The sequence below is a fragment of the Pseudonocardia adelaidensis genome, assembly GCF_039543345.1.
GTDB lineage: Bacteria > Actinomycetota > Actinomycetes > Mycobacteriales > Pseudonocardiaceae > Pseudonocardia > Pseudonocardia adelaidensis.
On the sequence record NZ_BAABJO010000016.1, the window covers coordinates 68,709 to 82,373 of the forward strand.

9 protein-coding genes are annotated in these 13,665 nt (G+C 73.5%); 3 read left to right on the forward strand and 6 right to left on the reverse strand.

Annotation, left to right across the window (positions count from 1 at the left end):
- Positions 1-128: 128 nt before the first annotated feature.
- Positions 129-1,370 (reverse strand): MFS transporter, encoded by a 1,242-nt coding sequence (locus ABEA81_RS21790; RefSeq protein ID WP_345607110.1) that lies wholly within the window; start codon positions 1,368-1,370, stop codon positions 129-131.
- A 232-nt stretch (positions 1,371-1,602) separates the two neighbouring features.
- Here ABEA81_RS21790 and ABEA81_RS21795 point away from each other — a divergent pair, with 232 nt between their 5' ends.
- Complete coding sequence (locus ABEA81_RS21795; protein WP_345607111.1) at positions 1,603-3,612, forward strand: glycosyltransferase; 2,010 nt, start codon at positions 1,603-1,605, stop codon at positions 3,610-3,612.
- A gap of 63 nt (positions 3,613-3,675) precedes the next feature.
- Here the strand turns inward: ABEA81_RS21795 and ABEA81_RS21800 are convergent, their stop codons facing one another.
- Together ABEA81_RS21800 and ABEA81_RS21805 are read right to left on the reverse strand one after the other, a co-directional pair.
- Positions 3,676-5,592, reverse strand: a complete 1,917-nt coding sequence (locus ABEA81_RS21800; protein WP_345607112.1) for a glycosyltransferase — start codon at positions 5,590-5,592, stop codon at positions 3,676-3,678.
- An 82-nt stretch (positions 5,593-5,674) separates the two neighbouring features.
- A complete protein-coding gene (locus tag ABEA81_RS21805; protein ID WP_345607113.1) occupies positions 5,675-8,638 on the reverse strand; it encodes an arabinosyltransferase domain-containing protein in 2,964 nt (987 codons plus the stop codon).
- Between the two features lie 64 nt (positions 8,639-8,702).
- Between ABEA81_RS21805 and ABEA81_RS21810 the strand changes: the two genes are divergently transcribed.
- On the forward strand, positions 8,703-9,341 hold the full coding sequence (locus ABEA81_RS21810) for a nitroreductase family protein (RefSeq protein ID WP_345607114.1): 639 nt from the start codon (positions 8,703-8,705) through the stop codon (positions 9,339-9,341).
- Between the two features lie 160 nt (positions 9,342-9,501).
- Positions 9,502-11,007, forward strand: coding sequence for an acyltransferase family protein (locus tag ABEA81_RS21815; protein WP_345607115.1), 1,506 nt, complete (start codon positions 9,502-9,504; stop codon positions 11,005-11,007).
- A gap of 80 nt (positions 11,008-11,087) precedes the next feature.
- Here ABEA81_RS21815 and ABEA81_RS21820 read toward each other — a convergent pair whose 3' ends face one another.
- The 3 genes from ABEA81_RS21820 to ABEA81_RS21830 form a co-directional block, all read right to left on the reverse strand.
- A complete protein-coding gene (locus ABEA81_RS21820) occupies positions 11,088-11,456 on the reverse strand; it encodes a YciI family protein (protein ID WP_345607116.1) in 369 nt (122 codons plus the stop codon).
- Between the two features lie 68 nt (positions 11,457-11,524).
- A complete protein-coding gene (locus ABEA81_RS21825; protein WP_345607117.1) occupies positions 11,525-12,280 on the reverse strand; it encodes a decaprenylphospho-beta-D-erythro-pentofuranosid-2-ulose 2-reductase in 756 nt (251 codons plus the stop codon).
- 22 nt (positions 12,281-12,302) lie between these two features.
- Positions 12,303-13,664 (reverse strand): FAD-binding oxidoreductase, encoded by a 1,362-nt coding sequence (locus tag ABEA81_RS21830; RefSeq protein ID WP_345607118.1) that lies wholly within the window; start codon positions 13,662-13,664, stop codon positions 12,303-12,305.
- Position 13,665 lies beyond the last annotated feature (1 nt).

Genomic DNA, 13,665 nt, shown 5'->3' on the forward strand with positions numbered 1-13,665 from the left:
GATAGCCCTGCCGCCCTTCCCATGTGCGTTTCATGTCGTGTCGGGCGCGGCGATCCTCGGCGCTCCGGCGCCCGACGAAGAATCCGAACACGCATCCGATACCGATCAGTAGAAGCACTTCCACGCCATTACCCTCCTCGTTTACCGGAGGAGTGCTCGCTCGGTTGATCTCGGGCGTTACCGGGTGACCTGCGCGAGTCCGCTCGCGGGCGGCGCGGCACCCAGCGCGCCATGCCTCCGGCGCCCAGCGCCGCGAGCGCGCCGAGCGCGATGGAGCCCAGCCCCAGCGTGGCCACGGCGGTGACGGCGGCGAGCACCAGCGGGCCGGCGAGGGCACCGGTGTCGTGGCAGAGGCGGAACGCGCCCAGGAACTCCGCACGCCCCTCCTCCGGCGCGGAGTCGGCGCCCAGGGTCATGATCAGGCCGTTGCTCAGCCCGTTCGCGACTCCCATCAGCACGGCCACCGCGCCGAGCGCGACCACGCTCCCCGTGAGCGGCAGGGCCACGTGCGCGGCGGCGAACGTCACCAGCGAGCCGACGGCGACGGGCCGGCGGCCCCGCAGGTCCATCCACCGTCCCGCCGGGTACGACAGCGCGACGTCGACGGCCGCGCCGACGCCGAAGAGCAGGCTTGTGGTGGTGGCGTCGAGGCCGATGTGGTCGGCCCACAGCGGCAGTACCGCCGTCCGGGACGCCCGCGAGGCGCCCATGACGAGGGCGCTCGTACCGAGCGTGCTCAGCACCCGCCGGTGCGCGACCAGCACGGCGAGGAGGCTCTGCGCCGGTCGGCCGCCACCCCGGTCGGACTCGACAGCGGGCATACCGGCCATCAGCGCGCCCGCGATGATCACGGCCACCAGCTCCACGAGGAACCCGCCCCGGGGTCCGAGCAGGTACACGACACCGGCCCCGAGGAAGGGGCCGACGAGGGTGCCCACCCGGCTCAGCCCGGCCATCGCCGACAGCGCCCGCGCCCGGAGCGCGACCGGCACGGTCTCGATGATGTAGGCCTGGCGGGCCAGCGCCCACACCGCGGTCGCGACGCCGTACATCCCGACGCCGATCGCGAGCACCACCGGCGTCCAGGACAGCAGGCAGAGCGCCGTCCCCACGGCCCCGACCCCGCTCCCGAGCAGCACGGCGGCCCGCTCGCCGATGCGGGTGACGATCCGCCCCGCCGGGAGGTCGCCGAGCACCATGCCGAGCCCGAGGAGCGCCACGATGAGACCGGCGCCGCCCGCCGACGCCCCGAGCTCCCTGGCCTGCAACGCCACCACCGGCACCGCGGCGCCCTGGCCGACGCCGAACACCGCGGCGGGCAGGAACACGGGGATGGCGAGCCGACGAAGGGTCCCGGCCTCGGACGTCACTCGGGTCCTCCCGCCGCCGCGAAGTTGCTTGCCGAGAAGCAAGCTACCGCACCCGGCGGCCGCCGCGGTGCGCGTCGCGAGCCCGTGCACGGCCAGGTGGGACGCCATGACCTGCCCCGCACCGCGCGGCGCGCCCCGCCGGCGAGCGGCGGGACGCAGCGTCGCTACCCTCGGGCGCTGAGTAACGCACGGATGATGTGCCCGGCCCTCGACGACACAGGACCCATCCTCGATGACGATTTCCGAGACGCCGTCCCGCCCGAAGCCGACGCGCCGCCGCGGTGGCACGCCGCCCGCTCCGGACGGCCACCTGCTGCAGCGGGTGATCCTGCCGCGCACGGGCGACCCGATGAGCGTCCGCTCGCTCTACGTCGACGAGCGCACGGGGATCCGGCTCTCCGCGGTGCCCGATGTGGCAGGTGGGCCCGAGCCGAAGAAGGTCAGCCTCGCGGGCTCGGCGGTCACCGCCCGCAGGCTGCGCGCCACGTCCCGGACGTCGGCGGTGGTGCCGGAGCAGAGCGAGGTCTCCTTCGCCGCGTACTTCAACGCGTTCGCGGCCGGGTACTGGCGGCGCTGGAGCCGGCTCACCGAGGTGCACCTGAAGCTGTCCCTGCAGGGGGCCGGCCGGGTGGACGTCTACCGCACCAAGTCCGACGGCTCCACCATCTTCGAGCGCGGCGTCGTGGTGACCGGCCGCCAGGAGCTCGACGTGCCGCTCGACCTGCGACCGTTCGAGGACGGTGGGTGGTACTGGTTCGACCTCACCACGGACGAGGGCGAACTCGTCCTGCACGCGGGCGGCTGGTACGCCGCCGACGAGCCGTCGGGCCGGGCCGCGGTGGCGGTGGGTACGCCCACGTTCAACCGCCCCGCCGACTGCGTGGCGACGCTCACCGCGCTCGGCGAGGACCCGCTCGTGCGCGAGGCGATCACCGCGGTGATCGTGCCGGACCAGGGCACCAAGAAGGTGCGTGACGAGCCGGGCTTCGAGCAGGCCGCCGCGGCGCTCGGGGACAAGCTGAAGATCATCGACCAGCCCAACCTCGGCGGGTCGGGTGGCTACGCGCGGATCATGTACGAGGCGCTCGAGCACACCGACTGCGAGCAGATCCTCTACATGGACGACGACATCCTGCTCGAGCCGGACTCGGTGCTGCGGGCCGTCGCCTTCTCCCGCTACTCCCGCTCACCGATGCTCGTCGGCGGGCAGATGCTGTCGCTGCAGGCCCGCTCGCAGCTCTCGACGATGGGCGAGGTCGTCGACCGGGGCACGTTCCTGTGGCGCAACGCGCCCGGCACCGAGCCGCACCACGACCTGGCCGCCGGGCCGCTGCGCCAGACGCCGTGGCTGCACCGGCGCATCGACGTGGACTACAACGCCTGGTGGACCTGCCTGATCCCGCGCGTCGTCGCCGAGGACGTCGGCATGCCGCTTCCGCTGTTCATCAAGTGGGACGACGCCGAGTACGGGCTGCGCGCCCGCGCGAAGGGCTACCGCACGGCCACCGTGCCGGGCATCGGGATCTGGCACATGTCGTTCCTGGAGAAGGACGACACGAGCGACTGGCAGGCCTACTTCCACTACCGCAACCGGCTCGTCGCGGCCGCGCTGCACGGTCCCGACAACCCCACGGCGCTGCTGCGGGACACGCTCAAGCGGACGGTGCGGCACCTGCTGCTCCTGGAGTACTCGGCGGTCGCGCTGCAGCAGATGGCCCTGCGCGACTTCCTCGCGGGCCCCGATCACCTGTTCCCGAAGCTGCCCACGGTGCTCGGCGAGATCCGGGAGAAGCGCGCCCAGTTCGACGACGGCCGGCCGCTGGACTCGGCCACCCAGGTGCCGCTCTCCGAGCTCGACGCGCTGTCGGCCCAGGTGTTCCCGGAGCCGCCGGCCGGCAAGATCGGGGCGGTGAAGGGGCTGGCGCGGGGCGTGCTGCACAACCTGCGTGCACCCGACCCCGTCCACCAGGCCGTGCCGCAGCGCAACGTCCCGGCGCGGCACGCGCAGTGGTTCGTGCTGTCGCGGCTCGACTCCGCCACCGTCGCCACCCCGGACGGGCGTGGGGTCACGTTCCGCCGTCGCGACCCGGCCCTGTTCCGGACCATGCTCAAGCACGCGGTGTCGGAGTACCGGCACATCGCGAAGGCGTGGCCCGACCTGCAGCGCCGCTACCGGGCCGCGCTGCCGGAGCTCACCAGCCGGGAGGCGTGGGCCCGCGAGGTGTTCGACCGGGAGAACTGACCCGTGGGCGGATGCGAGTGATCGAGCACTCGCATCCGCCCACGGGTGGGCGAAGCCCCGTCGTCAGTTCTCGACCCCGTAGAGCCGTTCCCAGTTCTCGCGGCTGGAGTGCCGCGGGAGCTCCGTGCGGTAGCGGGCGGCCACGGCGGGGGCCTCGCGCACGAAACGGCGCAGGAGGAGGGCACTCCGGCGGGCGAGCTGGAACGCCACCTGCTTGTCCCGGTTGCGCACGCGGAAGCCCTGCTCGGACATGTCGGTGACGATCGCGCGCTCGAACAGGGAGACGTGCCACCAGTGCGCGTCGCCTGCGGGCACGGAGCCGGTGCGGTACGCCGAGCGGCCCCCGATCTGGTAGGCGACCCGCTTCAGGAAGGTGAGCGTCTCCGAGCCGGGCTCGTTGGCCGCGCGGATCACCGGCCGGTCGTGGAACTCACCACCCGCCTCGGACATCGGGTGCATCACGGTCTCCGGGTAGGCCTTGCGGATCTCGCGGACCCTCGCGAGGGCGCTCGCCGAGCCGTCCCTCAGGACGTCCGGGCCCTCCAGGAAGTCCTCGACGGCCTGCAGCAGCGTGGCCGTCATGCCGTACTGCATGGCCACCAGCTGGTGCGCGATCAGCTCGGCGAGCCGCTTCGTGATCCGGCGGATCGAGAAGCCGGAGTGCAGCGCGGCCATGATCAGGCCGTTGCGGACGGTGAAGTACCGCTGCCACTCGTCGCCGTCCTTCCACCCGAAGTCGGCGTGCCACACGCCCGCGCCGGGGAGGGAGACGGTGGGGAAGCCCTGGGCGCGCGCCCGGTAGCCGTACTCGATGTCGTCCCACTGCAGGAAGAGCGGGAGCGGGTAGCCGACCTCACGGATCACCGCGGCCGGGATCAGGCAGGACCACCAGCCGTTGTACTCGGTGTCGACCCGGCGCTCCTGGTTGATCGGCAGCTGCCGCTCGTCCACGCCGAGCAGGTAGGCCTCGCGCAGGGCCCCGGGCACCTTCAGCCCCATCAGGAGCTGTTCGGGGTCGGCGTACTCGGCCGAGATGTGCAGGTGGCCGGGGTGCAGCAGGTTGAGCATCTGGGCGCCGACGATCATCGGGTGCCGCGTGGCGGCCGAGAACGACGTGAGCCGGATGAGGAGCTCCGGCTCGAGGAGCACGTCGTCGTCCATGAGCAGGACGTCCGCGTGCCGGTCGGGCGCGCCCTCCGTGGAGTGGAGCATGCCCCGGGCGAAACCACCCGCACCGCCGAGGTTCGGCTGGCGGACGTACCTCAGGCGCTCGCCGAGCGCCGCGGCGATCTCGCCGAACCGCTCGCGGGACTCGAGCGGGTCGCTGCCCTGGTCGGCGACGTGCACCGTGCGGATGCGCTCGAGCGCCTCGGGGTCGCGGGCGAGGGCCTGGAGGGTGTTGAGGCAGTCGTCGACCCGGTTGTGGGTGGTGATGGCGATGTCCGTGGGCGGTACCGGTCGGGCGCCGGTCACCGTCCAGCGCACGTCGGAGACGGTGAGCTCGCCGGTCTCGGTGGCGATCTCGATCCACATGCCGCCGCCGTCGACGAACCGGTCGACGGGGCCGACGAGGCGCACCGGGGTGGCCTCGCCCTGCTGCACGTCCACGGCCGCGACGATCCGCCACACCTTGTTGGTGTCCGACGCCATCAGCCGCAGCCGGCCGGTGCCGGTGGCCACGGCCGACACCTCGACCTCGCCGATGTCGGTCCAGCGCTGCCAGTAGGTGGCGTGGAACCGCCCGAAGTAGGTGTTGGTGCTCACGCGTGAGCCGGGGGCGAGCACCACCCGGTCCCGCTCGCGGCGAGCGGTGCCCCGCTCGACCACCGAGTAGAGGTCCTCCGGTACGAGGGCGGACGGCCCGAAGAACAGCCCGCGCTGCGCGAGCAGGCGGGCCGGGGCCCGGTCGGCCGGCGGCTCCGGGTGCTCCTCGGTCGCGGGCGTGACCGCCCGATCCGTGCTGTCCGATGTGCGAAGCATGCGCGCGGCCGTCCTCCGGTCGTCTGGTGCCCTTTCCCGGGCCATTGTGGTGGCCGGGTGGTGCGGGCCGTGGTCCGGGGGGTTACCCGACGGGGTCGATTCCCGGCACGCGCGGGTGACCGATCCGTTGCCATCCGCTCACCGTGCGCCGATCGACGACCGGCTCCGGGCGCGCGAGCGGGGCGGTCGGTACCCAACGGTAGAGCTGCCCCGCGTCCCGGAGCGGATCTCCGGCGAGGTAGGTGGGCATCCGCCGTTCGGTGACCAGCAGCCGGGGTGCGACGAAGGGGCCACCGTATTCGGGCTGGTACGAGATGTGCGTTTCGGTGTCGTCCAAGGGCGGGCCCACACGCCACTGCGGGAGCGGTGCGGTGCCCAGCCACAGGGGTTCCGGGGTGAGGCAGGGGAACAGGAACGCCACCGGCCAGTCGAGGAGCGCGCTGCTGCCCGGCGGCAGCAGCTCCGTCATCGGGGTCAACCGCGGCGCCCGCGGCAGCGTCGCCAGCGCCCGGCCGGCGTCCGGCGCGTCGACGGCCAGCCGCACCGTCTCCGCGCCGGGGGGAGCGAGCTCCCGGACGTCGTCCAGGGGCAGCCTGGGCGTGATGCGCCTGCGTTCCCGCACGCCGGCCGCGTCGCCGAACTCGAGGAACAGCCCGTCACCGGGCTGCAGCGTCCCGGACGTCGTGACGACCACGGGGAGGGCCTGGGTCCGCTGCCGCGGGTCGAGCGTGAACCACGGCGTGGCGGACCGGCCGGCCACCGCAACGCCGGGGACGAGGCGACCGCCGACGTCGACCGGCAGCGTGCCGGCCGCCGAGCCCCCGGCGACGGGCAGCACCCCGGCCGCGGGATCCGGCTCCACCGACAGCCGCTCCTGCAAGCCGCACGGCCGGCCGCCGAGGGTGGAGACGGTGTCCGAGGCGAGGGTGTAGCTGTCGCGGTGCGTCACCGCCACCCGCACGACGGTGAGCACCTGCAGCGCAAGCACCGCCACCAGCACGACGGCGAAGACGGGTGCGGGAGCCGGCAGCAGGCGGGGCAGTGGGCTCTCCGGCACGCCGCCCGACCGTTGCCACGCCCACCGCGCGAGCAGGACGGTGACGACCCCACCGCCTGCCACCAGCACGATCGTCGCCACCGGGATGTCCGCGACCCGAGGAGCGAGCGTGCTGAACGTGGGGGTGAACCACGCGCCCTGGTAGGGCCAGAGGTTGTAGCCGGCCACCACGATCGCGGCGACGACGGTCGTGACCCCCAGCCCCGCGACGAACGCGCGCGGGCGGGACCGGAGCGGCGCCGCCGACCACGCCGCCGCCCCGAGCACGAGAACGGCGGCGCCGTAGCCGGCGAGGTCGCCGAAGTGCTGGGTCCACTTCGTCGGTGCGAAGGTCAACGTCGCCAAGCTGAGCAGCAGCCCCACGACGAGCCGCCGGGCCGGCCCCGCTGCGATCCCGGTGTTCGTTCGCCGCAGCGACCACAGCACGCCGGCCGCGGCGAGCAGCGTGCCCAGCACCGCCGCCCGCCGGCCGATCGCGCCCTGGAACGTCCACTCGAGCAGGCGCCGGTACCGATCGGGTTCCTCGAACCACGGCTGGCCACCGCCGACTGCGGTGCGCACCCGGACCGACTCCAGCATCGCGGCGAGGCTCTGGTCGGGGACCATCAGGAACACCGCCGACGCCGGGGCGGCCACCAGCACGGCCAGCAGCGGCAGCGGGTGCAGGTCCCGCCGGGCGCGCAGCAGGGCCAGCAGCGGGCGGGCGGCGGCGAGGAACGGGGTGAACGCGAGCAGGCCGCCCGGCGTCAGCGCGGTCGTGGCCCCCGCGAGCACGAGCCCGACGGCGAGCGGCAGAACGCGCGTCGTCGCCACCGTCCGCTCGACCGCCAGGAAGACCGCGAGCGCACCCACGGCGACCCACGGCTCGGGCCGCAGCCCGAGGCCGAACGGGACCCACCAGGTGGCGAACGCCAGCGCGGCGATCCACGGCACCCGGGGTCTTCCCACGAAGCGGCCGAGCCGGGGCAGCACCAGCCGTGAGAGCAGCCACCAGCACAGCAGGCCGAGCACGGTGGACGGCAGCCGCATCCACGGCGTCGACGACGAGACGAGGGACCAGAGGTGGTAGAGGTCGTAGAACCAGCTGAACGGCGCTTCCGGCGCGTTCAGCCATCGGTAGGCGTTGCCCACGAACCCGTTGCTGCCGGTGCTGCGCACGATGCCCGCGATGTAGCCGTCGTCCACCGTGATCGGCCCGATCGCCCACCACACGGCGAGCACGGCGGCCACCACGCCGTCCACGGGCCGGGGCCGCCACCAGTCCGGCGGGAGGAGCCGGACCCGCCGCGACCGGTCGATCCTGCCCAGCGCCACCACCATGCCGAGCAGCGCGAGCCCACCGGCCACACCGATCGCGGCCTTCAGCGGGGAGATCGTGGTCTCGAACCGGCTGTCCGTGGTGAGGCGCAGCTCGACGCCCGAGCGCACGTCGGAGAAGGCGCCCGCGACGTCGGGGCGCACGTCGCCCTCCCGCACGAGCGCCGGCACGCCGTCGACGAGCACCGATGTGCTGCCCGGGTCGGAGACGACCGACAGGGTGCAGTCCCCGCCCGGCAGCCCCACGGCGCCGAGGTCGATGCCGGCGCTCTCGACCCGCACCGCGCCGTCGGAGGCGGCGATCCGCAGCCCCTGCAGGGGCTGGGCGGCCGCGTCGGCGCGCACGGGCACCGTGGACAGCAGCACCTGGCCGGGTGGCGCCTCCCGTGCGGTCGTGCAGCTCGTCTGCGCGGTGAGCTCGACGGGTTGGTAGGGCAGCAGCGGGATGGCGGCCGCGCCGTCGGCCGCCGTCCAGGAGTACGTGGCCTCGGGCTGCTCGACCGGGGCGAGGGGGAACGCGAGGGCCGCGAGCACGGTGAGCAGGCCGAACAGGCCGGCGGCCCGGCGGGGGTCGCGCGCAGCTCGGGCGGGTGTGTCGGCGCCGCCGTCGCGGTGCGGGTCCCGCGGGCTGTCCGGCCCGGACGGGGAAGCCGACCGAGCAGGCGATAGCACCCCGGCAGCCTAAGTGTCCGCGGCAACACGTCCGGGTGAGGGCCGCGCGAGGGATGATCGGGGCATGACGCTCCCACTCGGCCCTGACGAGCTGCTGACCACCACCCGCTCCGTGCGCAAGCGCCTCGACCTCGACCGTCCGGTGCCGATCGAGCTGGTCCGCGAGTGCCTGGAGGTGGCGCTGCAGGCACCGACCGGGAGCAACGCGCAGACGTGGCACTGGGTCGTCGTCACGGACGCGGACCGGCGCCGCGCCATCGGCGACTACTACAAGCGGTCGTACGACAGTTACAGCGAGCAGCGGGCCGCGCGGAACGCGAAGCTCTCGGCCGAGCGGCAGGCCGTCGGGGCGCGGGTGGCGACCTCGGCCGACCACCTCGCGGAGCGGATGGGCGACGTGCCCGTGCTCGTGCTCGCGTGCATCACGGCCGGGGCCGACCTGCCGGCCGGCAACCAGGCGGGCTTGTGGGGATCGCTGCTCCCGGCGGCCTGGAGCTACCAGCTGGCCGCCCGCGCCCGCGGGCTGGGCTCCGCATGGACGACCCTGCACCTCGCCTACGAGCGGGAGATCGCGGAGCTGCTCGGGATCCCGGGGGACGTGCGGCAGGGCGTGCTGCTGCCCACCGCGTACTACACCGGCGAGACGTTCCGGCCGGCGCCGCGCGAGCCCCTGGACACCGTGCTGCACCTCGACGCCTGGTAGCAGGCCGTGCCCGCAGCCGGGCGAGAGGCGCGCCGGGCACCCGCGATTCTCCACTCGAACGGGTGATGAGGGCAGGAACGCTCCGTGAGGCCAGCGGCCAAGCCGGTACGTTCCGGGTGTCACTCGCACCGCTGGTCAGCCAGGCTTCGTTTTCCCGAGCGTGACGAGCACGCGCCCCACGGCCACCCCATCCGGTACTCCAGCGGCGTCCTCCGGTGAATTCCGGGGCCTGACGGGCCTGCGTGCGGTCGCAGCGGTGTGGGTGGTGTTGTTCCACTTCCACTTCACCCCGCTCCCGGGGGTGGCCGAGGTGGTCGGCGCACTGGGGCCGCTGATCACCTCGGGCGCCCTCGGCGTGGACCTGTTCTTCGTGCTGAGCGGGTTCGTGATCGCCCACACCTACCTCGACAGGCTCGGTCCCGCCCTGCGGGTCAGGGCCACCGCCCGGTTCCTGTGGGCGCGCGCGGTCCGGTTGTGGCCCGTGTACCTGCTGGTGCTGCACGTGTTCGGGGCGTGGCTGATCGTGCGCGCGACGATGGCCACCGACGGGGCGATCGCGTTCCAGCCCGTGCAGCCCGTGCTCGACGTCGGGCAGTACCTGCAGCAGCTCGTACTGGTGCAGCTCTGGGACGACGCCTACTTCGACGGTGCCTCGTGGGTGGGCTCCACCTGGTCGACGAGCGCCGAGTGGCTCGCCTACCTGCTCTTCCCGGCGGCCGCGCTCGTGCTGCACCGGATGCGCACGCTGCCCGTCGTGGTGCTCGCGTGCGGCTCGTTGCTGTTGATGCTCCCGATGACGTGGGCGTACCTCGCCACGGGCAGCCCGTACTTCCCGTGGAGCTGGCTCGTGCGCATCCTGTGCGGCTTCGGGGCGGGCGCGCTGGCGTACCTGGTCGTCCGCAGGTTGCGCTGGACGTCGGCGGCCCGGCAGGTCGCGTCGGCCGCCGCGGTCGTGCTGCCGGTCGTGATCGTCGTGGGCCTGCTGCTCGGGGAGCTCGCGGGGCCCGGCCGCGGCGGCGCCGTGATCCTCCTGTTCCCCGTGCTCGTCGCCGCCCTCGCGGTGGCCGACCGCGGCCCGGCGATGCTGCTGTCCACCCGTGCACTCGGCTACGGCGGGCGGCTGTCCTACGGCCTCTACCTCGTGCACATCCCGCTCTTCGAGGTGTACTGGTTCGCGCTGGAGCGTTCGCACTGGCTGGCGCCGCAGACCGTGCAGGCCCACGTCGTCGGCGTGGCCGTGCTGCTGTCCTCCGCGGGGGTCGCGGCGCTGACCTACCACCTCGTCGAGGAGCCGAGCCGAACCCGGCTGCGGGCGCTCGCCCCGGCCGTCGAGCGGCTGCCGCTGCGCGTCGCGATCGCACTCCGGATCCTGCGGGCCCGCCCGGTCGCCCTGCCGGACGTCGCCGCCTCCTCGGACGGCGCGCTGGCCACCGCCGCCGCCCGGTTCGCCGCCAAGCGGCAGGCCCACGCGCGCGTGGCGGGCTGGTCCGACGAGTCCTCGTCGAAGCCCCGGCACGCCGCGTCGGCGCTGCGCCCCGCGACGCTCGCCGCCGCGCTGGTCGACGCCCAGCACCGGCGGGCGGCGCACCGCAGGGAGATGGACCTCTGGGCCGACTACGAGCGCGCCGAGTACATCCGGGCCGGGTACCTGCACGCCGGCTTCTGACCAGGCGGGGAGCGCGGGGAAATGTCAGCAAAGCCACTTTCACGACGCCAGGCGTCATGAAAGTGGCTTTGCTGACGTCCTCAGTCGGCCGGGCCCGCCGAGAAGACGATCGGCCGGACCTCGATGCCCAGGCCCTCGATCCCGGCGTCGGGGATCAGGGCGGCCAGTTCCAGTGCTCGGTCGCGGGTGGCGCAGTCCACGATGTAGTAGCCCCCCATGAACTCCTTGGACTCGAGGTAGGGGCCGTCGGTCACCACCGGCACGCCGTCGCGCACCCGCACCACGGCGCTCCGGGCCGGTTCGCCCAGGGCGTGGGTCCCGACCATCTCGCCGGAGGCACTGACGGTGTCCATGAAGGCCTGGTGGCCCTCCATGATCTCGGTGCGCTGCTCCTCGGTGAGCGCGTCGAAGGCTGCCGGGTTCAGCTGCATGATGAGCATGTACTTCACGTCGGTTCGCTCCTATCCGGTTGGGCTTGCACGGACAGGTCGGAGCTGCAGCGGGGTCCTCGACACCCTCAGATGGGAAGCCTGCGGAACACCGCGCGCGGAAGGTGCCGCAGAGCGCTCATCACGAACCGCCACGCCCCGGGCGCCCAGATCAGCTCGCGCCGCCTGCGCACCGCGTCGACCGTCAGCGCCGCGACGGCCTCGGGCGTGGTGGCGAGCGGGGCAGGCCGCTTCCCCTCGGTCATCCGGGTGTGCACGAAGCCCGGCCGCACGATGGTGACGGTGACCCCGTGCGGACGCAGCGCCTCGGTGAGGCCGTAGTAGAACGCGTCGAGCCCGGCCTTCGTCGAGCCGTAGACGAAGTTCGAACGGCGGGCGCGCTCGCCCGCCACCGACGAGAACGCCACGATCGACCCGTGCCCCTGCTCGCGCATCCGCTCGGCGAGTGCGACGCCCACCGACACCGCGGCGGTGTAGTTCACCTGGGCGAGGCGCACGGCCTGGGACATGTCGGTCCAGGCCTGTTCGTTGTCGCCGAGCACCCCGAACGCAACGACCGCCACGTCGATGTCTCCGCCGGTGAACGCCTTGCGCACCACGTCGGCATGGGTGTCGAAGGCCTCGGCGTCGAAGGGGACGATCTCCACGGCGCAGCCGCGGGCCTCCAGCCGGGAGCGGGCGGCGTCGAGCCGCTCCGTCGGGCGGGCGGCGAGCACCACGCGCAGCGGCCGGTCGCCCGCGAACGCCTCCACGACCGCGAGGCCGATGTCGGAGGTGCCGCCGAGCAGCAGGATGCTCTGCGGGTTGCCCACGGCGTCGATCATGTGGCTGCGCTCCAGGTGTCGATCACTTCGTCAGCTCCAGTCTGCGGGACATGTCGGAGGCGAAGACCCCCTCGGGGTCGACGGCGTCGCGCACCTTGCGCCACTCGTCGAAGCGCGGGTAGCCGCGCCGGAAGGTCGCCGCGCTCACCCGCGACTCCTTCGCCAGGTAGAACCGCCCGCCCGCGCTGAGCACCAGTGCGTCGAGCTCCTCGCACAGGCGGTGCAGGCCGCGCGCGATCGGGAAGTCGACCGTGATCGTCCATCCCGGCTGCGGGAACGACAGCGGCGCCGGGTTGGCATCCCCGAACCGCTTGAGCACGTTGAGCCCGGACGCGTGCGGCGATGCGGCGATCTTCTCGACGATCCGGCGGAACGTCGCCTCCTCGCCGAACGGCACGAGGAACTGGTACTGCAGGAAGCCGCGCGAGCCGTACACGCGGTTCCAGTCGCCGAACAGGTCGAGCACCTGGTAGAAGGCCGTGATGTTCTGGATCGAGCCACGCTGGCGCTTCGGCGCCTTGCGGTACCACAGCTCGCTGAACGCCCTCAGCGTGTACCGGTTGGCGAGGCCGTTGGGGAACACGTCGGGGAACGACAGCAGCTGCGGCGCGTCGAACTTCAGCGGGTCCCTGCGCAGCTTCGGCGGCAGCTGGTCCACCGTGGCGAGCGAGCCGCGGGTGAGCACCGCCCGGCCCAGCTGCGCGCCGGTCGTGGTGGTGTCGAACCAGGCCGCCGAGTAGCCGTACGTGTCGTCCGAGCCGTCCGTGAGCAGGCCCATCAGCTCGTCCAGGTCGGCCGTGCGGTCGGTGTCCACCACGAAGTAGGCCGACTCGGTGCGGTGCAGCTGCACGGTGGCGCGCACGACCACTCCGGTGAGGCCCATCCCGCCGACGGTGGCCCAGAACAGCTCGGAGTCCGGCCCGTCCGGCGTGAGCCTGCGGACCGAGCCGTCGGCCGTGACCAGGTCGATCGAGCGGACGTGGTTGCCGAAGCTGCCCTTGGTGTGGTGGTTCTTGCCGTGCACGTCCGCGCCGATGGCACCGCCGATCGTGACCTGCCGGGTGCCCGGCAGCACCGGCACCCACAGCCCGTACGGCAGCGCGGCGCGCATGAGCGTGTCGAGGCTGACGCCGGCGTCCAGGTCCACGAGGCCGCTCTCGGCGTCGATGGAGTGGATCGTGGCGAGCGCGGTCATGTCCAGCACGGTGCCGCCCGCGTTCTGCGCCGGGTCGCCGTAGGAACGGCCGAGGCCGCGGGCGATGACGCCGCGGGGCCCCGCGCGCTCGATCGCGGCCGACACGTCGTCGGGGGACCGGGGGAGCAGCACCGTCGCGGTGGTGGGCGCGGTACGTCCCCAACCGCGCAGGCTCGTGGATTGCGGCATC